This is a genomic window from Roseateles sp., assembly GCF_052436255.1.
Lineage (GTDB): Bacteria > Pseudomonadota > Gammaproteobacteria > Burkholderiales > Burkholderiaceae_C > Pelomonas.
Genome location: NZ_JBQVNP010000001.1, coordinates 15,873 through 40,182 on the forward strand (window position 1 = coordinate 15,873; position 24,310 = coordinate 40,182).

Here is a 24,310-nt window from a genome sequence, read left to right on the forward strand (position 1 = left end):
CGCAGCGTCCGGGTTGGCCAAAGCGGTTGGAGGCCGCAGGGCAACCAGGGGTTGGTGGCGGTGCCATGGCGCTCGTCGGGCGCGCGTGGGCTCGTCAGGGCAGGGTCAGGCGAGTCTCGGCCAGCAGCTTGCCACCGGATTCGGGACGCTCGCGCAACGAGAGCACCAAGGTGCCGCCGGGCAGGGCGCTGCCGGAGGGCAGCTGCAGCGGCAGTTGAACCCGCCGCGCCGTGTTGGGCACGTAGACGGCCACGCCGCCCGCACGCGCGATGTCGAAGCTCACACCGGTCGTCGTCGTGAAGGTGGCGAGCAAGTCGCCGTAGATGGAGCGATTGCCCTCACGCTTGATCTGGAAGCTGAGCAAGCCCGCGCCGGCTGTCGAAGGCGCTTGCACGGCCAGGTCGCTCAGCTCGACCTTGGCATGGGTGTCGCCCTCGCGCACGATGACGGGAATGGAGGCGCCGACCAAGGCCTGGATGACGATGCCGACGTCGTTGTTGTCGCGCTTGGCGAGGTCTTCAACACTGCTGCTGCCGGTGGCCTCGGCCACCCGGTCGAACTGCAGATGCGAGCGGTACTCCCCGGCGGCCAACGCTTCGGGCTTGCGCAGCAGAATGCGCACGATCTGCGAGCCGCCCGGCGGGATGGTTACCTGGCGCGGCGAATAGCGCAGCATGGAGTCGGCAAAGCGCTCCCCCGGGCCCGGGGTGTCGATGGCGATGAACTCGCCGTTGGGGCCCATGCGGCGGTTGACGAGATGGATGCGGTAGGTCTCGGGAGCCTTGCCCTGGTTCATCAGCTCGACCTGGGCGGCACGCTGCTGTTTGTCAAAAACGACGCGAGTCGGGAACAGCATCAGGTCGGCCCGCGCCCCATGCGACAGCATCAGCGCCCCAAGGGCGGCCGGCCACATCAGCTTGGTGAATGCACGCATGTCGAATGGTCACCGCGCTTGCATGACTCGAACCTTACATAAGCGACCGGTTTGTGGCGCATTACTGGTAATTGATGGTGACGATGAAGCTGCCGGCGTAGTTGCCCGTGGCTTGGCCACTGCCCACATCGAGTGTGGCGCCGACGTTGATCTGCTGCGTGCCGCCGCCGGACAGTACGCCGACGCCGGCGGGACTGCTGACAAAAGCGTTCACCGCCATGCTGCCACTGGCGCCGTCCGAAAGAAAGATGCTGCCGTCGGCTGGCAAGGAGATCGTGAATGCGGCGTTGGGCGTGCCGCTGACAACGAACTGGGCGGCGCTTGGAATGCCTGCCTGGTTGACGAGGATGACGCTGCCGGTCTTGCTGCGCGTGCCGCCCGTGCCGACGCTGACGGTCCCGCCGCTGCCCGCCGTGAAGCCGCCAAAAGACAGGGCGCCAGAGTTGCTCAGTGTCTGCGCGGGTGTGCCAAGGCTGGCGAGCAACATCACGCAAGGCAAGGCGAGTCGACCGGCCGGCCCGAGCATGGCGTTCAGTTGAAGGCGACGGTGATGACGAGCGGTGCCTCGCGACGCCCGCTGGCGCCGCTATCGGCAGCGACGGACACCGCCACGGCGGGGCCGCTCGGCGACAGGGTTGCTGCTGCTGCGGCGGCGGCATCCATGCCCGCGGCCTGGCTCCCATCGATCGCTGCGGCAATCCCCTGCGGCGAGGCGTCCAGCACGGGCGGTGGCGCGGCGGGCGATCGAGGCACGAGGGCGCCGGTGGCCGGGCCGGCCGGCAGGTCGCGGCCCTGCAACAGCGCTTCAACGCTGACGGGCACGCCCAGCCAGGCGTTGACGGAGGCTGGCAGCACGACGGTGGCGCTGGCACGGGCAGCTGCAGCCGCAGCCAGGGCGGCCCCTGGCGCCAGCAGCGCGCAGACCATTGCGGCACAGACACGCAGGGCTCGATGGCGTGCGGGCTTCATGGCCGCGTGGCTTCAGTTGTAGGCGACCGTCACCTTGACGGCACCCGTGTAGGTACCGGCAGCCTGTGCGCCGCCGACCGTCAGTTTGGCGCCGACGTAGATGTATGCGGCTCCGGCCGTCAGCGTGCCGGTCGTCGCGTCGGTGGTCTCGTCGGTCTTGCCGGTCGGGGTCGCCGTGGCGACGGCCTCGGTGATCCAGTCGACGGCCATCGTGTTGGCACTGGCGTCGGTCAGCACGCTGTCGCTGCCGGTGTAATCAATGGAGAAGGTGTTTGCGCCCTCGCCGGTCACGTCAAAGCGCGCGGCGACGGCGCTGACGCCGGTCGGCAGCACGGCAGTCCCGGAGCGGGTGCGCGCTCCGTCAGTCGCCAAGGTCACGGTGCCGTTGCCGGCAACCAGGTTGCCAAACACGAGGTCGGCCGCCTTGGTGACAGCAATCGGTTGAAGCACGACTGCGGTGGCGCTGGCGGTCGCATTGTCGGCGGCCCTGGCGGTATGCATGCTGACGACCGCCAGGAAAAAGAGGGTGCCCAGGGCCAACAGGCCCGGCGCAGGCATGACGCGGTGGAACGATGTAGACACAGGAGGCTCCTTGGCTATGGTTGAGCGTGGCCCGATGTTGAGGCCCGCTCCCCGGGCTTTTCGTCCGATGCGCAGCAACCATTCGCGGAGATTGAGCAATTGCACCGCTGCGTGCCAAAAGATGCAGACCTTGGCTGTGGGCGCCGGCACGGTGCAAGCCCCGCGGCCGCGACAGGCATACCGAAAACGGATGCGGGCCGAGCGAAGCGGCGCCTTGCAAACCAGACGGGTGTTGTGGCGGCGCCGCAGGAAATGCTGCTTACCAGCAGGGCCCCAACAGCAGGCAGCCGGCGGTCTCGACGCGCCGCGTCGAGCGCGGCCAGCTGGATGAGGAGCAGGCGTTTCTTGGCGGGCCGCACCACAGCAGCCAGCGACAATGCGGCGATGAACCCGCTGCCGCCCCTTCGCATCGGTGAGGGCTGGGACACCCACCAGCTCGTCATCGGCCGCCCTCTCGTCCTCGGCGGCATCACCGTTCCCCACAGCCATGGCCTGCTCGGCCACTCTGACGCCGACGCGCTGGCACACGCCATCACCGATGCGTTGCTGGGCGCTGCCGCCCTGGGCGACATCGGCAAGCTGTTTCCCGACACGGCCGACGAGTTCAAGGGCGCCGACTCCATGGTGCTGCTGGCCCAGGCCTACCGCCGCGTGGGCGAGGCGGGCTGGCAGCTCGTCAACCTGGACGCCACCATCGTCGCGCAGGCGCCCAAGATGGCCCCCCACATCCCGGCGATGCGCGCCCGCCTGGCCGAGGTGCTGGGCGTGGAGGCCGGCCAGGTCAACGTGAAGGCCAAGACGGCCGAGAAGATGGGCCCGGTGGGCGAGGGCCGCGCCATCGAGGCCCGCGCCGTCTGTTTGCTAACCCTCAACCGGCCTGCAGCTTGAGCACCGTCATCAGCCCGCCGCCCTGCGCATTGCTGATGGACAGCGTGCCGCCCAGGCGCTGCACCGATTTCTCGACGATGGCCAGGCCCAGGCCGGCGCCGCTGGCGGCCGTGCGAGCCGCATCGCCGCGGTAGAAGGGCGTCGTCAGCCGCTGCAGGCGGTCGGCCGGCACGCCGGGGCCATGGTCGCGCACGCGCAGCTCCACCCACGCCCCCTGGCGTGTGGCGCTGACGTCCACGCGCGCAGGCTCGCCGTCCGCATGGCCGTAGCGGCGTGCGTTCTCGAACAGGTTCAGCAGCACACGGCCCAGTTCGGTGTCGTCGACGAAGACCTTGATGGCCGAGCTGACCTGCACGCGAAAGCGGATCTGGTCGGGGTCGCGGAAGCCCTGCACCTCGCGCTCGACGATGTCGACGAGTTTGGTCTCGCGCAGCTGGGTCTCGTTGGGCCGCGCGTAGTCCATGAACTTGCTGATGATGGCGTCGAGCTGGTCGATGTCCTGCGCCATGAAGTGACGCGCCTGCTCGTCATTGACGCTCATCTCGGTTTCCAGCCGCAAGCGGGCCAGCGGCGTGCGCAGGTCGTGCGAGATGCCGGCCAGCATGACGGCGCGGTCCTCCTCCAGCTTGGCCAGTTCGCGGGCCATGCGGTTGAAACCCATGTTGACCTCGCGGATCTCACTGGTCATCGTCGTCTCGTCCAGGCGCGAGTCGTACTCGCCATCGCGGATGCGGCCGGCCGCGTCGGCCAGTTCGCGCAGCGGCTGGTTGATGAGGCGGGCGATCAGGGCCGAACCCACCACGGTGGCCAGCAGCGCGATGACCACCCACCACCAGTTGCTGGCCAGCGAGATCGACAGCGGGGTGGCACTGGTGCGCAGCCAGAACGCGTCTTCGCCGACGACGTAGCGCACCCACAGGCCCGACACATCGTTGACGCTGCGCGCGACGACGGTGTCGGGCCCGAGCGCCTGGCGCAACTCGGCGGCCAGCTGCTTGGCGAAGGGCGTCGTGTCGTAGGGCAGCCAGCGGTCGCTGGGCTCGGCCACGCGCACCTGCACGGTGTCTCCGCGCGACATCGAGCTGATGACGGCCACGCGGTTGATTGGGTCGGTGTGCTCCAGCGCGATGCGGCTGAGCTTGACGAGACCGGCCAGCTGCTCGGCCGACTCCAGCGCGCGCGGCTGGGCCTCCAGCAATTTGAAGGTGTACTGCCAGGCCAGCACCGCACCGGCCAGCAGCAGGGCCAGCCAGGCGAAGGTGCGCCAGAAGAGGTTGAGCGCGAGGTGGGGACGGGCCATGCTTTGGTCAGTTAGGGACAGAGCGACTCGCTGCGCTCAGGCGGTCTGCCCCGGGGAGTCGTGACTACGCGTTCTCGTCCGGCACGAAGACGTAGCCGACGCCCCAGACCGTCTGGATATAGCGCGGCTGTGCCGGGTCGGCCTCCAGCATCTTGCGCAGGCGCGAGATCTGCACGTCAAGGCTGCGGTCGAAGGGCTCGAACTCGCGGCCGCGGGCGAGCTGGGCCAGCTTGTCGCGCGACAGCGGCTGGCGCGGGTGGCGCACCAGGGTCTTGAGCATCGAGAACTCGCCGGTCGTCAGCGGCAGTTGTTCACCGTTCTTGGTCAGCCGACGCAGCGCCAGGTCGAACTCGAAGGGCCCGAAGGTGACCGTCATCGGCTCCTTGCTCGGCGCGCCAGGGGCCTCGGGCGGCGGCCGACGGCGCAGCACGGCGTTGATGCGTGCGAGCAGCTCGCGCGGGTTGAACGGCTTGGCCAGGTAGTCGTCGGCACCGACTTCCAGGCCGACGATGCGGTCTACATCCTCGACCTTGGCAGTCAGCATGATGATGGGCGTGCTGTCGTTGGCGGCGCGTAGGCGGCGGCAGATGGTCAGACCGTCCTCGCCGGGCAGCATCAGGTCCAGCACGATGAGGTCCACCGTCTCGCGGGTCAGCTGCTTGTTCAAGGCCCGACTGTCTTCGGCCAGCAGCACTTCAAAGCCTTCCTGCGTCAGATAGCGCCGGAGCAGGTCGCGGATGCGAGCGTCGTCATCGACGACGAGGATGCGGTTGGGACGGGGCGTGGCGCTGCTGTTCATCGCATTTCCTGAATATGTAACAGCGCCATTGTGAGCAGGTTGGAAACCGGCTTCTGTAGGACAGCACGCAGGCGTTACAGCTCGTTGCCAACGGCTCGGGCTAAGCTGGGCTTTCTTCCTTGCAAAGGCATCAATCCCATGCGTGTGGTCTTCCTCCTCTCGACGCTTGCAATGACCCTGTCTGCTCATGCGGCCCCTGATACCGCACCGGGGGAGCGCCTGAGCCTGTCCGCCAGCGCCAGCGCCGACATCACGCGTGACGTGCTTGGCGTCGCCTTCTCGACGACGCGTGAAGGCCCCGACGCCGCCGCGGTGCAGGCGGCGCTGAAGCAGGCGCTGGACGCGGCGCTCGCCGAGGCGCGCAGGGTCGCCAAGCCCGGCCAGGTCGATGTGCAGACGGGCAGCTTCGCGCTCTATCCCCGGCACGACCCCAAGACCGGCAAGATCAATGGCTGGCAGGGCAGCGCCGAGCTGCAGGTGGAAGGGCGCGACGCTGCGGCCATCGCGCAACTGACGGGCCGCATCGGCACGCTGACGATTGCCCGCGTCGGCTACAGCCTGTCGCGCGAGGCACGCGAAAAGGCCGAGGCCGACATCACCGCCCAGGCCATCACGCGCTACCGCGCCAAGGCTGCGGACTATGCGCGCCAGTTCGGCTACGGCGGCTACGTCGTCGGCGAGGTCAACATCGCCAGCGAGGACGCCGGGCCGCGGCCGATGATGGTCAAGGCCATGCGCATGGGCGCCGCGGAGATGGCCGACGCCGCACTGCCGACCGAGGCCGGCAAGGCGACCGTGACGGTCAGCGTCAGCGGCTCTGTCCAGCTGACGAAATAGTCAGACGGCGGTCCAGCCGCCATCCATCGCCCAGGCCTGGCCGCGCACGTTGATGGCGGCGTCCGTGCACAGGAAGACGGCCAGCGCGCCGAGTTCCTCCGGCGTCGTGAACTGCAGCGAGGGCTGCTTCTCGGCCAGCAGGCGGCGCTTGGCCTCGGTGTTGTCGACGCCTTCGCGCTCGGCCAGCGCGTCGACCTGCTTTTGCACCAGCGGCGTCAGCACCCAGCCCGGGCAGATGGCGTTGGCGGTGACCGGCGTGGTCGCCGTCTCCAGCGCGATGCTCTTGGTGAAGCCGACGAGGCCGTGCTTGGCCGCGACGTAGGCCGACTTCTGGGCTGAGGCCACCAGGCCGTGGGCCGAGGCGACGTTGATGATGCGGCCCCAGTTCTTCTTCAACATGCCGGGCAGGGCCAGGCGCGTGGTGTGGAAGGCGGAAGTCAGGTTGATCGCGATGATCGCGTCCCATTTCTCGACCGGGAAATCCTGCACCGGTGCCACATGCTGGATGCCGGCGTTGTTGACGAGGATGTCGATGCCGCCGAACTCGGCGTCTGCATAGGCCACCATCGCCGCGATGTCGGCGGGCTTGCTCATGTCGGCGCCGTGGTAGCCGGCCTTGACGCCCAGAGCCGCCACCTCGCCCTTGGGCCCGTCGACGTCGCCGAAGCCGTTCAGGATCAGGTTCGCGCCTTGGCGCGCCAGGGCGATGGCGATGCCGAGGCCGATGCCGCTGGTGGAGCCGGTGACGAGGGCAGTCTTGCCTTTCAACATGGTGGGTCCTTCTGGGTTGCTACGATGGTTTTAAAGGATTGCATCATGACCCAGCCCCGACTGCGCTTCGTCAATTGCCTGGACACGACCGGCCTGCATCGCATGGCCTACTGGGAGTGGGCCGGGCCGAGCGCCGATGCGCCCGTGCTGGTCTGCGTGCACGGCCTGTCGCGCCAGGGTCGCGACTTCGACGCCCTGGCCCGCGTGATGGGCGAGCGCTACCGCGTCATCTGCCCCGACGTCGTGGGCCGCGGCCGCTCCGACTGGCTGCGCCAGCCGTCTGGCTATCAGATACCGGGTTATGTCTCCGACATGGTGGCGCTGCTGGCGCGCCTGGATGTGGAGCAGGTCGACTGGGTCGGCACGTCGATGGGCGGCTTGATCGGCCTGGGCCTGGCGTCGCTTCCGCGGCCGGACGGCGTTGCCAGCCCGATCCGTCGCCTGGTGCTCAACGACGTCGGCCCGGCCATCCGCATCGAGGCGCTGCAGCGCATCGGCAGCTACCTGGGCAAGGCGCCGCGCTTCAAGTCGCTGGAGGAAGGTGCCGCCTATCTGCGCGGCATTTCCGAGGGCTTCGGCCCGCATACGGACCCGGAGTGGCTCAAGCTGTCCGAGCCGCTGTTCCGCGAGGAAGGCGGTGAATGGAAGTCGCACTATGACCCGGCCATCGCGCTGCCCTTCGCGGCCGTGACGCCGGAGCTGGTCGCCGCGGGCGAGGCGGCGCTGTGGGCCGCCTATGACCAGCTGCGTTGCCCAACCCTGCTGATCCGCGGGGCGGAGTCCGACCTGCTCAGCGCCGAGACGGCGCGTGCCATGACCCAGCGCGGGCCGAACGCCCGCCTGGTCGAACTGCCCGGCATCGGTCACGCGCCCACGCTCATCCGTGACGAGCAGATCGCCATCGTGAGGGACTTCCTCGGCCCATGAGAACCGGCTCGATGCCCGAGGGCGCGGCCACCGCGCCCATCGTTGCGCTGCTGGACGCGGGCGCGGCGCATTCCAATGCCGAGGTGGTGCGCGCCCGCGCGTTTGCCGAACCCTTGCTGGCCGCAGAGCCGCTGGACACCGGCGAGAACGCACTCGCGCATGCGGATGGCGTGGCTGCCATCCTGCAGGCCGTCGGTGCCGCCCAGGAGTTGCAGGCGGCGGCCTACCTGGTCTATGCGGCCGACTTCCTCAACAAGCCCGAGGAGGTCGTCGCCAAGGCTTTTGGCGACAGCCATGCCAGCCTCGTCATGCACACGCGGCGCCTGGTGCAGCTGCAGCGCGCCGCGCGCGTCGCCAAGGTCCAGACCGACCGCCGGAGCGATGTCCGCGCGGAGCAGACCGAGCGTGTGCGCAAGATGCTGCTGGCTTTCTCCCGCGACTTGCGCGTGGTGCTGCTGCGCCTGGCATCGCGGCTGCAGACGCTGCGCTGGTATGCGGCAGCCAAGCAGGCCTGCCCGGGCGAATTGGCGGACGAGTCGCTGAGCGTGTTCGCGCCGCTGGCCAACCGCCTGGGCATCTGGCAGATCAAGTGGGAGCTGGAGGACCTCGCCTTCCGCTTCCGTGAACCCGAGGCCTACAAGTCGTTGGCCAGGGCCCTGCACGAAACCCGCGTCGAGCGCGAACAGCGGGTCGAGGCCGCGCGCGCGGCGCTGCAGGCCGACCTCTACGGCCAGGGCCTGGCGGCCGAGGTGCAGGGCCGGCCCAAGCACCTCTACAGCATCCACAAGAAGATGCAGGGCAAGGACCTCGCGCTGGACCGCGTCTTCGATCTGCGGGCGCTGCGCGTGATCGTCGCCAGCGTGGCCGATTGCTATGCCGCGCTGGCGCGCCTGCACGAGGTCTATGCGCCGGTGCCGGGCGAGTTCGACGACTACATCGCCAAGCCCAAGCCCAACGGCTACCAGTCCTTGCACACCGTCGTCGTCGGGCCCGACGACCGTGCGATGGAGGTGCAGATCCGCACGCGCGAGATGCACGAGCATGCCGAGCACGGCGTGGCGGCGCACTGGGCCTACAAAGAGGCCGGTGCGCGCGGCTATGCCGGTGTCAGCGCAGCCGGCGAGTTCGAGGAGCAGGTGGCGCGGGCGCGCAAGGCTGTGCTGAACCAGTTGCTGGCCTGGGAGCGCGACACGGCGCAGGGAGCGCAGGCAGCCGGCGAGGCCTCGGCCTTCGACGACCGCATCTACGTCTTCACACCCCAGGCCACCATCGTCGAGCTGGCTGCCGGTGCGACCCCGGTGGACTTTGCCTATGCCGTGCATACCGACCTCGGCCATCGTTGCCGCGGCGCGCGCATTGACGGCCAGATGCTGCCGCTGAACACGCCGCTGCAAAGCGGCCAGACGGTGGAGATCGTCGCGACCAAGGAGGGCGGGCCATCGCTGGACTGGCTCAACCCCGAGCTGGGCTATCTGCAGAGCCAACGCTCGCGCGCCAAGGTGCGGGCGTGGTTCAACGCGTTGCAGCAGGCGCAGACGATCGCCAAAGGCCGCGAGCTGGTCGAGAAGCTGCTGCAGCGCGAGGGCAAGACGGCCCTCAAGCTTGACGAGCTGGCCGCGCGCCTGGGCTTCAAGGGCGCGGACGCGCTGTTCGAGGTGGTCGGCAAGGACGAGTATTCGCTGCGCAACATCGAGTTGCTGCTGCGCCCGCCGGAGCCGGTGGCCGACGAGAACGAGCTGCTCGCGCAGCGCCATACGCGGGGCCCGAGCGCGTCCGGCAAGGGTGGCGTCCTTGTGGTCGGCATCGACTCGCTGCTGACGACGCTGTCGCGCTGCTGCCGACCCGCGCCGCCCGATGCGATCCAGGGCTTTGTCACGCGCGGCAAGGGCGTGGCCATCCACCGTGGCGATTGCAGCAACCTGGCTGAGATGAAGCGGCGCTCGCCTGAGCGCGTCATCGCGGTGGAGTGGGGCGGTGCTGAAGCGGCGGGCAAGGGTGCGCCGGTCTACCCTGTCGATGTGCTCGTCGAAGCCGGCGACCGCCAAGGTCTGCTGCGCGATGTGCTTGAAGTCTTTGCCAAGGAAAAGATGAACGTCGTGGCGGTCAACACGCAGTCCATGAAGCCCGGTTCAGCCAAACCGCGGGCGGGCGGCGGGGACACGGCCTGGATGAGCTTCACGCTGGAGCTCTCGGATGCAACCAGGCTGACCAGGATGCTGCGCGAGCTTTGCGGCATCCCCGGCGTGCGTTCCGCGCGTCGCAAGTGAGCCCAAAAACTTCTGCTATAGTGCGCAGCTCTTCAGGCGCGTAGCTCAGTTGGTTAGAGCACCACCTTGACATGGTGGGGGTCGTTGGTTCGAATCCAATCGCGCCTACCAAATACGGTAGGTAGAACAAGCACTTGGCGGCAACGCTAGGTGCTTTTTCTTTGGGCTACGCGACTTTGCCCACTGAATCGGGCTACGACCAAGGGGCCACCTTCAAGGTCGAAATGCGATTGCGGCGACTCACCGTTAAGGGTGCGCGGCGTGAGTGGCCTGCGCCGTCTCGGCGCGCCGCACCGGCAGCGTGAGGCGGAACGTGGTGCCCTGGCCGACCAGGCTGTGCACGTCGATGCGCCCGCCGTGGCGCTGCATGATGCCGTAGGACAGCGACAGCCCCAGGCCTCTGCCTTGGCCTACTGGCTTGGTGGTGTAGAAGGGCTCAAAGATGCGCGGTTGCACCTCTGACGGAATGCCGCAGCCGGTGTCCTTCACTTCAAGCCATACATGCGTGCCGCAGTCGCAGCCGCTCTTGAGCGTGATGGTGCCGCGGCGCCCGGTGGGGATGGCATCTGCCGCGTTGAGGACCAGGTTCAACACCACCTGGTTGATCTGCAATGGCATGCAGTCAATCTCGGGCAACTGGCCGAACTCGCGCACCAGGTCGGCCTTGGGCTGCACTTTGCCTGCCAACAGGTTGAGTGTGGATTCGATGCCCTGGTGCAGTTGGACGCGTTGCCATTCCTGCCCGGTGTCGATCCGCGAGAAGTCCTTCAGGTCCTGCACGATCTGGCGCACCCGCATCAGGCCCTCACGCGACTCCTGCAGCAGCGTCGGCATGTCGTCGTGGAGGTAGTCTAGGCCCACCTGCTCCCTCAGCGCCGCCAGGGATGTGGCGGTGGGCGGGGGTAGCTGAGCCTCGGCCACGCGATAGGCACGAAGCAGTTCGAACAGCTGCCCTTGGTAGGTCTCCATGGTGCCGTTGTTCGCGAAGATGTAGCTGATCGGGTTGTTGATCTCGTGCGCCACGCCGGCCGCAAGCTGGCCGATGGACGCTAGGCTTTGCGATTGCACCAACTGGGTCTCGAGCTGCTTGCGCTCGGCAATTTCGACCTGGAGCGCTGCGTTGGCCTGCGTCAGCTGGGCGGTACGCGCGGCCACCGCCTCTTCCAACTGGTCGATCTGCGCTGCGGCCTGCTGCGTCGCCTGCCATTTGACGGACAAGGTGTTGGCGAGCTGGCTCACCTCGATATTGTCGAAGGGCTTCTTCAGGATGAGCAGCCGGTCGCGGGTTTCCAGGCGCTGCAGCACCTCCTCCCAAGAGGCGTCGGAGTAGGCGGTGCAGAAGACCACCTGCAGCCTCGGGTCGGCCCGCCACAGGCGTTCAACCGTTTCGACGCCGTCCCATCCGGGCGGCATGCGCATGTCAACGAATGCCACCCCATAGGGCCGGCCCTGCGCGAGCGCCTCGACAACGCGGGCCAGGCCTTCCTGGCCCTGGTAGGCCGAATCGAGCTCGAAGGGCGGGGCGGCCGCGGTGATCTCATCGCCGAACAATGCTGCTTTGGCCGCATCCAACGCAGACGCGGCGCCGAGTTCCGGCGCCAGGATCTTGCGGAAATCCGCGTGGATAGTCGGCATGTCGTCGACCAGCAGGATGCGGCGGTTCTCGAAGGAGTTCATGCCGGACTTTCCAGGGCAGCGGTCAGGGGGAGCTCAAGTGTGAATGTGGCGCCGGTTCCGGGGCCGTCACTGTGGGCAACCAACGTGCCGCCCATTTCCTGGGCCGCCAACACGCAACTGTGAAGGCCGAAACCGTGGCCGTCCTGCTTGGTCGTGAACCCGTGCGCGAAGATGCGTGTGAGGTTCTCCGGCGCAATACCACAACCGTTGTCAGCGATCAGCACTTGAAGGCGATCACCTTGGACCACGCGCACGCTCACGACAATGCACTGCTTAGCGCCGGCTGGCGCTTCCAACATGGCATGACGCGCATTGCCAATCAGATTCACCAGGATCAGCAACGTCCGGTGCTTGTCCAGCATCAACGCCGGCACGGCCTCGAACTTGCGTTCGACGCTCAGATGGCTGATGCCACCCGTATCAATGCGCAGCGCATCCTCGATCAGGTCGGTGATGCGTGCCGATTCAACCATGCTCGACGCGCCGGCATACGATTGCTGCGTCGCGACGATCTCCTTGATGTGGCACACGCTGCGCGTCAGCGCCGCCAGCTCGTCCAGGACCTGCTGGCGCTCTTCGGCCAACGCCAGCGATAGGTGCTTCAGATAGTCCGGCAACAGCCGGCCACGCGCATCTTTGGTGAGGTAGTCCCCCAGGTCCTGCGCGTGCGCGTCTAGCAGCGCCACCGCACGTGCCAGCCCTGCCGCCTCCGAGGCGCGAACCTTGGCGCCGATCAGCTCGGCCGACACGTTGACGCTGTTGAGCACATTGCCAACGTTGTGCAGGACGTTGGTGGCAATCTCGGCCATGCCCGACTGTCGCGCGTTCTCCAGCAGCTGCTTCTGCGCGGTCTGCTGTTCGCGAGCCTTGCGCACCGCTTCGGCCGCTTCCTCGCGCCGAAAGAAGAAGTGGCCGGTCGTCAGCAGGATCACTATGATTGGCGTGGCCGCGACCACGACGACGATGCCCGACTGCCGGAAGCTGAGAAACAGCAGCGTCGCCACTGACGCGTTGCCGGCGTAGGCGATGCCAAGCCAGCCGAATGCGTCGACGAAAGCCCTGATCGACAGCGGTTCGTTGCGCTTGAGCCGCGGCACCGCCGTTGCCATCACGGTGTTCAACACGAAGTAGCCGAGCGCGAACAGGACCGCACCGAGCAGGATTAGGCTGTCGCTTTCAAGTTGACGGCTGCGCAGTTCGCCTAGCGCTACATGCAGCGCCGTGCCAGCGCAGAACATGGCCACGCACGCCATCGCGGGGCTGGCGATGCGGCTGGTCCAGCGCTTGGAGGTGCGCCAGGCGCCCACCAACGCTTCCGCTCCCGATGCCAGGGCCGCAGCCTCAGGTCCATTCAGCAGCAATAGCAGGAAGATGAATATTTCCCCTGCGGTAAACGAATTTGTCGACCGCGGGATGCGCACCGGCACCAACCCCGCCAGCATCGCCAGCATCGTGCCGCCCAGCACGTGCAACCATGCCTCTGGCGAGAGGCTTACAACATGCAGCACCGAGTGAGCCAGCACCACGGTGCCGAGGCAGACAACCGTCCACCAATAGACCGCCGCCTTGCGGTTGTAGTCCGGCATCAATGCCTGGTGGACGCGCCGAGGCCAGGTCAGACCGGCCCCGGCGCTTGTCGCAACCATCATCGTTCGCCCGTGCGGAAGGTTTCGCTGAGCACCACGCCTTCACTCAGCACGACGCCCTCGCTGAGCACCACGCCCTCGCTAAGCACCACGCCTTCGCTGAGCACCACGCCTTCGCTCAGCACAACACCTTCGCTCAGTACGACGCCCTCGCTGAGGACGATTCCTTCGCTGAGCACCACGCCGCTGCCCGAGGCCAGCCATCCGGACAGGGTCGCCACCGGAATGAAGACACCCGTGCGGCCCAGCAACGAACTCCCGCCGGCCAGCGAGGTCAGCGTGACGACGCCATCAGTAAGGAGACGCTGTCCCGACTGCACGGGAACTGTCACACCCCTTGGCCATACCCCGCCGGTGCTGGCTTGAAAGATCAACCGCACCGCGCTGCCGCCTACCCATAGCAAACGCGGGTCGTACAGCGGCTGGTAGCGGGTGAAAAGCGTGCTGCCGCTATAGAGGTGGCGCCCCCCAGCAAAGATGATGCGACCCCACGGCACCGCCTGCCCGTTGATCATCGACACCGGCACGGGCATCGTTTGACCCGTCGCGAGCAGGGGCGAGCCGGCCACGATGCGGCCACTTGTGATCGCTGCTGAGATGTCGGCGCGCAGCGCACCGGCCAGTCGCACCGCACCGTCGACGTTCAGCAGCCCGGCACCCTGCTGCACCAGGTTGGCCCCCGGCAGGGCCTGCGCGGTGTACTGCAGAATGGCTTTCACCAGGGGCGGCGTGAGGCCTGGGTTGGCCTGCAACATCAGCGCAACGGCACCGGACACCACCGGCGCCGCGACGGAGGTGCCGCTCAAGTCCATCAACTCGTGGTCTCGCGGCTGCGCAATGCCGCCGTAGGGGGCGGACAGTGAGGGAAAGTTCGTCGCCAGCACGCTGCCAGCTGCCATGGGGCCGACGATACGGTTACCCGGTGCCACCAGGTCCGGCTTGAGCAGGTTGTCAGCGACTCGGCGTCCGTTGGGCAGGAACACACCGCCGCGCGTGGGGCCCCGAGAGCTGAAACGATTGACGGCGTCGTCGGCGCGTGAAACCGTCGCCCGCGTGTTGACCGAGCCCACGGTGATGACCGAGGGCTCGTGTCCGGGGGAGGTGATGGTGCCGTAGCGTTCCTGGCCGGCGGCGTCGCTTCCATAGTTGCCGGCGGCCACCACCACGACGATGCCGGCAGCGCCTGCGCCACGCAGTGCCAGGCACAGCGGGTCGGTCAGATACGACTCGGTTGAGTCGGCAGCTAGGCTCACGTTGAGCACGCGGATGTTGTATTCCTTCGCGTGCGCGATGACCCAGTCGATGGCCGCCAGCACATCGCTCAGCTCTCCTTCGCCGCGGTCGTCAAGCACCTTGACGTCGATCAGCGAGGCATTGGTCGCGATGCCACTCGACTCGGGCTGCCGAGACGTTGATCGGCCCACGGCGATACCCGCGACGTGGGTGCCGTGACCGTACAGGTCCGCCAAGCCTGAGCGCTCGTCCACGAAGGACCGCTCGGCTGCGGCTCGCTCTCGGCCACGGAGCGCTGCGTCTGATCTATCGACGCTTGGTTGCAAGGCAGGGTCTGCGCCCCCTTGCGTTACCTTCTCGAAGTCCACCGCACGGGCGACTCGCGAGCGGTTCCCGTCGGTGAACGCTGAGTGGTGCCATGCGATGCCCGAATCAAGCACTGCGACGCCGATGCCTGTGCCGTTGAGGCCTTGCGCCGCACCGATCGCGGCCATGCGCACGTCGGCTGCGCCGGTGGACGATTCGGTCAGGCTAAAGGTGCGGGCCGTGCGCCGGTTCGGTGAAATGCTTTGCACGTCCGGCCGCGCGGCGAGTGCGTCGACCTTCTCTACCGGCAGCATCACGAACAGTGCCGACATCGACTGGTAGCGCCAGTAGACCGTGCCTCCTGCCGCCAACACTGCGCTCCGCAGATCGGTCAAATCTGATGCCGTCGAGTTGCTGACGACCACGGCATGAACATAGCGGCGACCGGCCTGTTCTCGATGCCATCGGTGCTTGGGCGGATCGGCCGAGCCGATTGCCTGCCGCAGATCGGCTGCGATCTTGTCCCGCGGTGCCGCATGCGCGGGCGCCGGCCACAGCAGCGCCGCCATCATCAGCAGCAGGGCAAGTGCCGCATGAATGCGCGATTCGACCAGGACGACAAATCGAAGGGGAAGCGTGTTGACGGTCATGGCGTGCTTTCGTGGTTGCGCTGATCTGTACGCAAACGCCCGGTCGAGCGTCACAAAAACATCCGTGACGTGGAGCTGCCATGCCGGCGGGGAATACCGCGGCCATCGTTGGCGACCCCGCTGTCGTAACCCGCGGTGCGGGTCGTAGACCGGAAGCTTTGCGACCCCGGCTTTCGCTCGGGTGTGCCTTTGTCAATCAGTAAAAAAAATGTAATTCATATCTCGTCGTCAGAGCGCTGCGCCCCTGTGACGCTTGTGAACTAGTAGCGCTTCCGCGAGGCGTCGCGCGCAAAGTTACACATTCGCGCTCAGACGGTCCGCTGGGCGAACCTGTGTGCCGATCTGCACGTGCCCACCCAGCGCAAGTCGCTGTCCGCGCGGTAGACCTGCTGTTTCTGCACGACGACGCAGGGTTGAAGCGTCAGGTCGTCGCAGCGCGCCCGGCACGACATGAGCGTTGTCTCAGGGGCTTACCAGGGTGTTCAGAATCCCCAGGGCGGTCAGAGCGGTCTCGTTGTTGGCGTCCTGTTCGGCATGCCAGGCAGACACGGACACGGCAACGATGTTGTAAGCACGCAGCGCATGAAAAAACTTCGTCATCTCGGCCGTTCCAGGGCCACTGCGGACGTGGTACTTGAGCGCAGGCATTCGGTCTGGCTCGTCAATGACGTCGGTGTCCCAGTGCAGGTAGATTCGTTCATGCGGCCGCAGATGCGTCAGCGCTTCGCCCAGCGGGCAGCGGACGATCTCAGATGCCAGCAAGGCCTCGCGCTCGCCGGGATCGAGATCACGCGCATCCGCGAGGACGATCTGCCGCTGCGCGTAGGGCTGCACGCCGATGGTGGACAGGCAAGCACGTGTTGCCCGGCTGCGCGGGCCGTCGTCGGGGTCGACCCGGCCGACGAACATGGCCAGCGGCATGCCACCGATGTACTGAGTCTGGGAGCTGGACCAGGTATGGAAGTCGCCATGGGCGTCGAGCCAGAGCACTCGATCGGGGGGCTGGTCGGCTTGCTGTAGTCCGGCGAGCATGCCGAGGCTGGATACGCAATCCCCCGCGAGGCTGATCGGCCGGCAACCGCTTCGGGCCAGTGTCGCGACGCGTGTTGCCAGCAAGGCGTAGAGCCTCCCCAGGCTGCTCAGCTTTGTCACAGGATCGTCGATCCGCGTCTGGTTCAACAGAGCGGGAGCCAATACTTCCCAGCGGTGGAAGTCGACGTCGAGCACACGGCGCAGGCCGTCACGGCGCTGGCCCATCAGATAGGGCAGCAGGAGCCTCGCGTTCACAACCATCCGTCAGGCTCCATGGAGTAACCGAGCAGTTCCATCATCTCCCGCACCTCGGGCCGCCGGCCCAGGTCTGTCAACAAGGGGCCCCGTTTCTGCCAGCGCCTGGAGCGCGGCGGCTCGGTGGCCATCCTGACCGGCAGCGCGCCCGGCAGGACAATGGTGGGCAGTCCGAGGTGGTCGGTGACGCGCCTCAGCGTCGATGCAGGTGCCGCAACGAAATCTTCGAAGGCCACGCGCAGGCTGCAGACGCCGCTGCGCAGGACCGCCTCATGGACGGAGCGCCATTGATTCAGGCACACATCCTCCAATCTGGAGTCGATGAACTTTCGCCAGTTGGGAGGCATGTCGAACTTCCACCACCTGCGGCCGAACGGCACGATGTCGGAGTAGCCCGGAATGGCGAGTTCACAGCCGATGCTGCTTAGGTCGTGCGAGAAGAATCCCAGCGGGTAAAGCCAGCCGTCCATCAGGCCGTTGACCGACTGTGCGAAGCCCCGGGTCAGGTGGATGTAGGTCACCTCGGCGTTGGGGAACAGTTGCTCGTACATGCCGATTCGATAGGCATCAGACGGTGACTTGAACAGGAAGACAGCGTCTCCGACCTCCGCTGGCGCCAACGGCCGCCGCCTCAGCGCGGGTGCGACAAACGGGGGCTCTTCGATCTTCAGGGCCTCGTCAAAGAAACGCTGGCATTGGTCACTCGGGTTGGTGTGCCCGTCGTAATAGCTGATCCGCCAAGGTTGCTCGCTGAACACGGTGGAGAGGATCAGGCGCTGCAGTTCGGCTTCGCTGCGACGGTCGCCCTGGTCGAACTGGCTCAACGCGGCCCTCAGCGACAGTTGCAGACGATCGTAGACATCGGGGTTGGCGAAGTGCGACGGGAACTGCAGCAGCAGCCGGTTCCTCCACTTTCTCAGCAAGCAGTGGGTGTCAAGGAACTCGGTCGATGCAAATGAAATTTCGTCGAGGATGCTGCTCGCCAGCTCTGCGGCGTTGGCTACCTGTTCAATCTCATCACTGGCCGAGTTATGGTTGAAGCCATTCCCCGACAGTGCCAGCAAGGGCTCAAGCTCTCCGTCCAACGAAGCGATGCGGGGATGTTGGGCCAGTGCCTCCTTGAATAGGCTGGACCCACCGCGCGAGCCCGACAGGATGACGACCACCCGCCGAACCTTCGGGGCCAGTTCAGAGCAGGGAACGGCTCGGCGCGACTTGACGGTTTGTAGAGCGCTGTCCATGGCGTGGGATGCCTCAGGACCGCCTCATCTCGAAGGCGAAAAATTCCTGACGTCGGGTGTCGTCGATGACTTCGCTTGCCAGCTCCCTGATTTGCAGACCTGCCGCATGGGCAAGGCGCTTCACAGTCTCGATCTCACCGAAGTTGGACTGGACGAAGTAAATGCGCCCCAGCGGCTTGAGATGCCGGCCCACGCCTTCGAAGAAGCGAATGTTGGTCTTGAAATCGGTGTCCCATTGGGACATCGCCACCAGGTCGTGCGCCGGCTTGTTTCGAAACGGGAGGTTGGCGGTGATGACGTCGAAACGCTCGTCGCCCAGTGCCTCGAACAGGTTTGACTGCAGCACGGCCATGGTGTCGGCAAAGCCGTGCATCTGCAGATTGTGCGTTGCGCTCAACACGGCCGCTGGATTGACGTCAACGCCGACGACGCGCGAAGCGCCCCGGTAGCAGGCAAAGATGCCTATGACACCGGATCCGGTGCCGACGTCCAACACACTCTCGCCGGGCGCCACCGTGAAGTGCTTGACCAGCGGCATGCTGTCGGCGAAAGGCCAGAAGGTGTTCGGATAGACGAGGAACTCCTTGTCCAGATAGCGGACCTTCTGGCCCTCGGGCGGCACGGATTTGAAGAGCTGCTGGCGCTCGGCCTGCCACTGGTCGGTAAAGCCGGTCAAGTTCATGTCCCACCTCCGGGGTGTTTGTGCGGAAGATCCATCGCACGGTCCGTATCGCCGTGCGGGTCGCAGTCATGGTCCCGCCTCGCAAAGCGCAGCGCGATCATGTTGGTGCTATTGACCTGATGCCTCTCAGCAGCGCTTCGACACAGGTATCCAGCGACAGCGCGCCGGTCATCAATACGAGGTCGGGCTGCTCGGGCCGCTCGTAGGGCGCTGAAACACCAGTCACCTGCAGGGTCGCCCCCTGCCGGGCCTTGAGATACAGGCCTTTCGGGTCGCGTGCGATGCAGACCTCCACCGGAGCATCGACGAAGACCTCGAAGAACCTGCTTTCGGGAAAGCGCCCGCGAGCGCGTTCGCGGTCGGCCCGGTAGGGTGCAATGCAGGCGACGATGACGACGAAGCCTTCCAGTACGAACAGGCGCGCGACTTCGGAGATCCGGCGAACGTTCTCGCTTCGGTCTTCAGGCGAGTAGCCGAGATCGCGGTTGATGCCTTCCCGCAGGAGGTCCGCGTCGAGAATGCACGCTGCTTGCCCCTCCCATCTCAGGCGCTCCTTGAACGCGCCAGCCAGGGTTGTCTTGCCTGAGCCTGGCAGCCCGGTCAACCAATAGCAGATGCCGATCTGCATGCTGTCAGCCATGCGCTTCTCCTGATGATCGGCGCGTCGTAGGCCAGGTATCCATAACACCCGTTGGCACCCGTCACGGAGGCGTGCGCGTCGCCGCGAGGGTCAACAGTCGTGCCACTTGCGGCACGATCTCGCGGAAGGCGTTCTCCTTTTCGATCACCGCCAGAACGCCTGCCCGGCGCGCCTGCTCGCAGAGTTCGTCGGTGATCAAGCCGGAACTGATCGCGATGGGCAGTCCGGGCCGGATGACCGCCACCTCTTGCGCCACTTCCAGCCCCGACCGCCCTGGCATGTTGTAGTCGGTGATGAAGACTTCGACCCCTCGCGACGCATCCCTGACGGCGGCCAGCGCACTGTCGGCATCCGTAAAGCCGCTGCAACGATAGCCGGCCTTCTCGAGGGTCCGGACCATGACGAGCATGACGGTTTCGTCGTCATCGAGATAGGCCACATGCTCGCCACGCGCTGCGGCAACTGGCGTCGCTTGCTCCAGGGGCAGAACCAACGCTGGCGTCGAAGACGTCGCAGGCAGATGTACATGAAAGATGCTGCCCACCCCCAACTCACTGTCGACGGTGATGCTGCCGTGATGACTTGCGACGATGCCATGGACCACCGACAAGCCAAGACCCGTGCCCTGACCGGCAGCCTTTGTCGTGAAGAACGGCTCGAAGACCCTTGCGAGCGTCGATGTGTCCATCCCCATGCCTGTGTCCTTCACCCAAAGGTGAATGTGTGGACCCGCGACCAAGCCACGCATCCGTGCAGTGGCCGCGTCGACATGAGTGGCATCGAGCCCGATTTCGATTTGCCCGGCCTCGCCTCGCAAGGCATGCCAGGCGTTCGTGCCCAGGTTCATCAAGACCTGCTGTAACTGAGTCGCATCGGCGTTGGCATACAAGGGGGGGCCCGCGCACAGTCGAAGCTCAACACCGGCAGGTAGCGTCGCGCGTAGAAGGCGGAAGGTCTCTTCGACAATGGGCCTCAGCGCGATGTTCTGCAGTTGCTGAGGCCGGCGGCGGCTGAAGGTCAGTATCTGGCGGACCAGATCGCGGGCACGCAGGCTCGCCTGTTGAATCTCACCCAAAGCGACCTGTGCCGGATGCTCGGGAGCCAAATCGGCCCTGGCGAGTGCGAGGTTTCCAAGAATGGCACCGAGGATGTTGTTGAAGTCATGCGCGATGCCTCCGGCCAGTGTGCCGAGGGATTCCATCTTCTGGGCCTGGTGGAGTTGCGCCTCGAACCGGCTCAGCTCTGATTCAGCCTGCCGATGGGCGGCGCGCCGTGCCGCCTGTGCCAGCTCGCGCTCGAGAGCAGGCCCGAGCCGGCTCATGTTTTCCTTCATCACATAGTCGTTGGCGCCCGCCTGCATTGCTGCGACGGCCGTTTCCTCGCCGATCGTTCCCGAGACGAAGATGAAGGGAATGTCCAGGGCCGCCTTGCGGAACTCGGTGAGCGCCTCTAGCCCGCTGAAGCCCGGCATGCTGAAGTCGGAGATCACGGCGTCCCACGGTCCCTCGATCAAGGCCTGCCTCAGACTCTGCAGGTCCTGCACACGCTGGCAGTCCGGCTCAAAGCCCGCCCGGCGCAGCAGGCGCACAGCCAGGCGGAAGTCGTTTTCTGAGTCTTCGACTGCGAGGACCCTGATGCGGCGCTCGTTCATGGTGTCTGCCGCGGGGGAGGCAGGTTGAGTGCGAGCCAGTAAAGGCCAAGCACCTTGACGGCCTCTACAAACTCGACGAAGTCGACGGGCTTGCGGACATAGCTGTTGGCACCCAATGCATAGCCGGAGACGACGTCCTGTTCTTCCTTCGAAGAGGTCAGTATCACGGTCGGCAGCAGCGCCGTGCGCTCATCGGCGCGCATCGCCTTCAGCACGCCCAGGCCGTCCAGCTTCGGCAGCTTCAGGTCGAGGATGATCAGTGTTGGCAATGGTGCGCCTAGCCGCGCGGCATGGTCACCGCGCGCGAAGAGAAAGTCCAACGCCTCTACGCCATCACGCGCCACGACGAGCGGATTCATCAGATGGCTGCGTTTGAAAGCCCGCAGCGTCAGCGCGACGTCATCCGGATTGTCTTCAACCAGCAGGATGGTCTTGTTCTCTTCGTTCATCACCGTGCTCCGTTGGGCGGAAATGGAAGGTCGCTCCGTGACCGATGGCGGCGTCAGCCCCCAGCGCCCAGCCGTGGCGACGCATCACGCGTAGGACGATGGCCAGGCCGACCCCATTGCCCGGGAAGTCGGCCTCATGATGAAGGCGCTGAAAAGCACCGAACAGCCGGGAGGCGTAGGCCATGTCGAATCCGGCGCCGTTGTCCGAGACAAAGCAGACTTGTTGTCCGTTTTCGCGCCGGGAGCCGACCTGGATGGCAGCCTCAGGGACCTTGCTCGTAAATTTCCATGCGTTGTCGAGCAGGTTCTGCAACGCGATGGCGAGCAGCTCCCGATCGCCTCTGACGACGATGCCTTTTTGGATGTCCCATCGCACCTGGCGTTGCGGCTGCGACTTCGCCAACGCCGACGCCATCTCCTCGGCCATCTCGCTGAGATTGACATCCTGGATCTTCAGTTCTGCGCGCGTCACCCGCGCCAGGCCGAGCAGTTCATCGATCAGGCGGCCCATCTTCTGGCTGGCCCCTCGTATGCGTTGAAGACTGTCACGGGCCTCGTCGTCGAGCTTGTCGCCGTAGTCCTCCAGCAGTGCGAGGGAGAACCCGTCCATGCTCCGCAACGGGCTGCGAAGATCGTGGGAAACCGAATAGCTGAACGATTCAAGTTCCTTGTTCAGCCCAACAAGCTCCCGATTGCTGAGATCGAGCCGGTCGAAGGAGTCTTTGAGTGCGCGCGTCATCGCGTCGAAGTGGCGCGCCACGTCTCCCAGTTCATCGGTGCTCCCAACATCGAGTTCGTACGACCAGTTGCCGGCAGCGACCTCGCGGGTCGCGAACTCCAGGCGCGCGACCGGAGCAAGGACATCACGGCGAAAGAGCCAGGCGGCCACGCCCGTCAGGACCGCCATTGCCAACAGGCCGAACCCGGTGATCATGACGACGCGGCGCTGGGTCTGGTCGATCCGAACCCCCGCGTCGTCGATGAGTTGCTCGGCCTGCACGAGACTGTTCTGCTGAAGAATCAGTATCCGGCTCGACAACTGAGCTTCGAAGCGGCGCTGAATGTCGTCGGCGACCGTTGCGGGGGTCGTTGCAGCACCAACCTCGCCGAAGAGACGATGGCTCGCCTCTCCCTGGCTACGAAGGTTGGCCAGGATGGTCGCGGCGGCACCGTCGAGCGCGACGGGAGTTTCAAACAGGCGTTGGAGCCTCTGCCAGACGGCTTCTTCCTGCAGGCGTGCGCGCTCGCGTCGATTGAGCAGGTACTCGAACGTGACCATGCGCATGTTGTTGAGCGCGCCGGCGATCTCGACGCTGTGACGTCGCTGGGCCACGGCAGCGCGCACCTGCGCGTCGGCCCATCCGATGCTGACGGCGATGAGCACCATCGTGCCCAGCATCAGCGTCGCGGCCAGCTTGGCTTTGCTGCTGATCTTCATCGCGCCACCGTAACGCGCGCTGGGCGAACCGCAAGCAGCGGGTCCAGGGCCAGATGGGAAAGGAAGTTGGGCATGGGCTGAACCGGGGCGTAGCCGCGCGCCATGGCCCATGTTGCGACGTCTTCCAGCGTGACCAGCTGAGCCTGCTGCTGCTCGACTTCGAAGGTCATGTCCCGCCAGGATAGATCGAGTCCTTCAGGGCTGAGCTTGATGAGCTCAGCCAGAGCAGCCTTGGCTTTCTGGGGTTCAGAATATGCAAAGGACTCGGCTTGGGTCAATGCGAACAGCAGCCGACGCAACGCTTGTTGCTTCGTCCTTACGTATTCGTCAAGGCCAACCAGCACGTATCGTTGCGCATAGGCGTCCGGCGCGCGCAGCGAGACGAGGGTTTCGCCAAAAGCAACCTCGGCCATGTGGCGTACCGGCTGCCACGCCGCGACAGCATCCACCAGCCCATCGCGCAGCGATTCAATGAGCTTCGAAGGCGTCAGGTCGACCAGTTGAAGCGATTCGGGCTCGATGCGGTGACGCACCAGGAAAGCCCAAAGGAAATACTCGCCACTGGTTCCGAGGGTGACGCCGATCCTGCGTCCGTGCAGATCGTCGGGACCGCGGATGCCACGGTCAATGCGCCCGAGAACGGCAAGCTCGTTGGACGCGCTGGCCACCGAGGCAACGATGCTCAGTGGAGCGCCTTTGAGCACCTCGACAACGACCGGCACATCCGCCGCGACGGCGAGATCCGTCTTCCCACGCAACAGCTCAGTCAGCGCGGCCCTGCCATGTGTCTGCGGAACCAGCGTCGCGTCCAGCCCTTGGTCTCTGAAGAAGCCGCGGGCCGCGGCAAGATGGATCAGCCCCGAATGCGGCACCAGGGGAGTGGCGACCCGAAGCCTGGCTACCTCTGCCTCGGGCTCGTCACGGCGACGGGTCAATCCGTACAGCGAGGCCAGCGCGGCGAACGCACCCATGCCGACCAGGGCGTGGCGACGCCGTAGAACGGATGGGATCGGACCGTGCACTCGAACTCCCTAACCAGCCCCTACAACGGTGCGCCTGGAGTAGTTATTGCTGGCGCACGCGAACGTGAGAAGCCTACGGGCCTGCTCAGTCTTTGACAAGACTTCTTTGATGCT

Annotated in this window: 22 protein-coding genes, 1 tRNA gene and 1 riboswitch; of the genes, 5 read left to right on the top strand and 18 right to left on the bottom strand. The window is 66.0% G+C overall.

Annotated elements, in window-relative coordinates; genetic code table 11:
- Nucleotides 1-94: 94 nt before the first annotated feature.
- The 4 genes from ACT6S0_RS00055 to ACT6S0_RS00070 all read right to left on the bottom strand — a co-directional run bounded on the left by ACT6S0_RS00055 (nt 95) and on the right by ACT6S0_RS00070 (nt 2,590).
- On the bottom strand, nt 95-934 hold the full coding sequence (locus tag ACT6S0_RS00055; RefSeq protein ID WP_444761916.1) for a fimbrial biogenesis chaperone: 840 nt from the start codon (nt 932-934) through the stop codon (nt 95-97).
- A gap of 61 nt (nt 935-995) precedes the next feature.
- Complete coding sequence (locus tag ACT6S0_RS00060) at nt 996-1,460, bottom strand: DUF4402 domain-containing protein (RefSeq protein WP_444761917.1); 465 nt, start codon at nt 1,458-1,460, stop codon at nt 996-998.
- Between the two features lie 5 nt (nt 1,461-1,465).
- Nucleotides 1,466-1,903, bottom strand: a complete 438-nt coding sequence (locus ACT6S0_RS00065; RefSeq protein WP_444761918.1) for a hypothetical protein — start codon at nt 1,901-1,903, stop codon at nt 1,466-1,468.
- 12 nt (nt 1,904-1,915) lie between these two features.
- Nucleotides 1,916-2,590 (bottom strand): DUF4402 domain-containing protein, encoded by a 675-nt coding sequence (locus ACT6S0_RS00070; RefSeq protein WP_444761919.1) that lies wholly within the window; start codon nt 2,588-2,590, stop codon nt 1,916-1,918.
- A 279-nt stretch (nt 2,591-2,869) separates the two neighbouring features.
- On the opposite strand from ACT6S0_RS00070, the gene ispF reads away from it, so the two are divergent.
- Nucleotides 2,870-3,373: a 2-C-methyl-D-erythritol 2,4-cyclodiphosphate synthase gene (gene ispF / locus ACT6S0_RS00075; protein WP_444761920.1), complete on the top strand. Its 504-nt coding sequence runs from the start codon at nt 2,870-2,872 to the stop codon at nt 3,371-3,373.
- On the opposite strand, the gene ACT6S0_RS00080 is transcribed toward ispF, so the two are convergent.
- Together ACT6S0_RS00080 and ompR are read right to left on the bottom strand one after the other, a co-directional pair.
- Complete coding sequence (locus tag ACT6S0_RS00080; RefSeq protein WP_444761921.1) at nt 3,354-4,673, bottom strand: ATP-binding protein; 1,320 nt, start codon at nt 4,671-4,673, stop codon at nt 3,354-3,356. The genes ispF and ACT6S0_RS00080 overlap by 20 nt on opposite strands.
- A 64-nt stretch (nt 4,674-4,737) precedes the next feature.
- Complete coding sequence (gene ompR, locus ACT6S0_RS00085) at nt 4,738-5,472, bottom strand: osmolarity response regulator transcription factor OmpR (RefSeq protein WP_444761922.1); 735 nt, start codon at nt 5,470-5,472, stop codon at nt 4,738-4,740.
- 171 nt (nt 5,473-5,643) lie between these two features.
- Here ompR and ACT6S0_RS00090 point away from each other — a divergent pair, with 171 nt between their 5' ends.
- Nucleotides 5,644-6,309: an SIMPL domain-containing protein gene (locus ACT6S0_RS00090; RefSeq protein WP_444761923.1), complete on the top strand. Its 666-nt coding sequence runs from the start codon at nt 5,644-5,646 to the stop codon at nt 6,307-6,309.
- On the opposite strand, the gene ACT6S0_RS00095 is transcribed toward ACT6S0_RS00090, so the two are convergent.
- On the bottom strand, nt 6,310-7,080 hold the full coding sequence (locus ACT6S0_RS00095) for a 3-hydroxybutyrate dehydrogenase (protein ID WP_444761924.1): 771 nt from the start codon (nt 7,078-7,080) through the stop codon (nt 6,310-6,312).
- A gap of 45 nt (nt 7,081-7,125) precedes the next feature.
- Between ACT6S0_RS00095 and ACT6S0_RS00100 the strand changes: the two genes are divergently transcribed.
- The 3 genes from ACT6S0_RS00100 (at nt 7,126) to ACT6S0_RS00110 (ending at nt 10,385) form a co-directional block, all read left to right on the top strand.
- Nucleotides 7,126-8,007 carry an alpha/beta fold hydrolase gene (locus ACT6S0_RS00100; protein WP_444761925.1) on the top strand — a complete coding sequence of 294 codons (882 nt, stop codon included), beginning with the start codon at nt 7,126-7,128 and terminating at the stop codon, nt 8,005-8,007.
- A complete protein-coding gene (locus ACT6S0_RS00105) occupies nt 8,004-10,274 on the top strand; it encodes a RelA/SpoT family protein (RefSeq protein ID WP_444761926.1) in 2,271 nt (756 codons plus the stop codon). Before ACT6S0_RS00100 ends, ACT6S0_RS00105 begins: the two co-directional genes overlap by 4 nt.
- A 34-nt stretch (nt 10,275-10,308) precedes the next feature.
- Nucleotides 10,309-10,385: transfer RNA gene (locus ACT6S0_RS00110), tRNA-Val, on the top strand.
- A gap of 135 nt (nt 10,386-10,520) precedes the next feature.
- Here ACT6S0_RS00110 and ACT6S0_RS00115 read toward each other — a convergent pair.
- The 11 genes from ACT6S0_RS00115 to ACT6S0_RS00165 all read right to left on the bottom strand — a co-directional run bounded on the left by ACT6S0_RS00115 (nt 10,521) and on the right by ACT6S0_RS00165 (nt 24,145).
- Nucleotides 10,521-11,951 (bottom strand): ATP-binding protein, encoded by a 1,431-nt coding sequence (locus ACT6S0_RS00115; protein ID WP_444761927.1) that lies wholly within the window; start codon nt 11,949-11,951, stop codon nt 10,521-10,523.
- Nucleotides 11,948-13,537, bottom strand: coding sequence for a sensor histidine kinase (locus tag ACT6S0_RS00120; RefSeq protein WP_444761928.1), 1,590 nt, complete (start codon nt 13,535-13,537; stop codon nt 11,948-11,950). The genes ACT6S0_RS00115 and ACT6S0_RS00120 overlap by 4 nt, the downstream gene beginning before the upstream one ends.
- Before the next feature lie 59 nt (nt 13,538-13,596).
- Nucleotides 13,597-15,786, bottom strand: a complete 2,190-nt coding sequence (locus tag ACT6S0_RS00125; RefSeq protein ID WP_444761929.1) for a S8 family serine peptidase — start codon at nt 15,784-15,786, stop codon at nt 13,597-13,599.
- A 107-nt stretch (nt 15,787-15,893) separates the two neighbouring features.
- Nucleotides 15,894-15,984: riboswitch (cyclic di-GMP riboswitch) on the bottom strand.
- A 264-nt stretch (nt 15,985-16,248) separates the two neighbouring features.
- Nucleotides 16,249-17,079, bottom strand: a complete 831-nt coding sequence (locus ACT6S0_RS00130) for an arginase family protein (RefSeq protein WP_444761930.1) — start codon at nt 17,077-17,079, stop codon at nt 16,249-16,251.
- Entirely contained in the window at nt 17,070-18,314 is a 1,245-nt protein-coding gene (locus ACT6S0_RS00135) for a hypothetical protein (protein ID WP_444761931.1), read from the bottom strand. Before ACT6S0_RS00135 ends, ACT6S0_RS00130 begins: the two co-directional genes overlap by 10 nt.
- Nucleotides 18,315-18,327: 13 nt before the next feature.
- Nucleotides 18,328-18,996, bottom strand: a complete 669-nt coding sequence (locus ACT6S0_RS00140) for a methyltransferase (RefSeq protein ID WP_444761932.1) — start codon at nt 18,994-18,996, stop codon at nt 18,328-18,330.
- Nucleotides 18,997-19,093: 97 nt separating this feature from the next.
- Nucleotides 19,094-19,684 carry an adenylyl-sulfate kinase gene (gene cysC / locus ACT6S0_RS00145; RefSeq protein ID WP_444761933.1) on the bottom strand — a complete coding sequence of 197 codons (591 nt, stop codon included), beginning with the start codon at nt 19,682-19,684 and terminating at the stop codon, nt 19,094-19,096.
- Between the two features lie 13 nt (nt 19,685-19,697).
- On the bottom strand, nt 19,698-21,287 hold the full coding sequence (locus ACT6S0_RS00150) for a hybrid sensor histidine kinase/response regulator (RefSeq protein WP_444761934.1): 1,590 nt from the start codon (nt 21,285-21,287) through the stop codon (nt 19,698-19,700).
- Nucleotides 21,284-21,736: a response regulator gene (locus tag ACT6S0_RS00155; RefSeq protein WP_444761935.1), complete on the bottom strand. Its 453-nt coding sequence runs from the start codon at nt 21,734-21,736 to the stop codon at nt 21,284-21,286. The genes ACT6S0_RS00150 and ACT6S0_RS00155 overlap by 4 nt, the downstream gene beginning before the upstream one ends.
- The gene (locus ACT6S0_RS00160) at nt 21,702-23,174 is read right to left on the bottom strand and encodes a sensor histidine kinase (RefSeq protein ID WP_444761936.1); all 1,473 of its coding nucleotides are present in this window, start codon (nt 23,172-23,174) and stop codon (nt 21,702-21,704) included. The genes ACT6S0_RS00155 and ACT6S0_RS00160 overlap by 35 nt, the downstream gene beginning before the upstream one ends.
- Nucleotides 23,171-24,145, bottom strand: a complete 975-nt coding sequence (locus tag ACT6S0_RS00165; RefSeq protein WP_444761937.1) for an ABC transporter substrate-binding protein — start codon at nt 24,143-24,145, stop codon at nt 23,171-23,173. Before ACT6S0_RS00165 ends, ACT6S0_RS00160 begins: the two co-directional genes overlap by 4 nt.
- Nucleotides 24,146-24,310 lie beyond the last annotated feature (165 nt).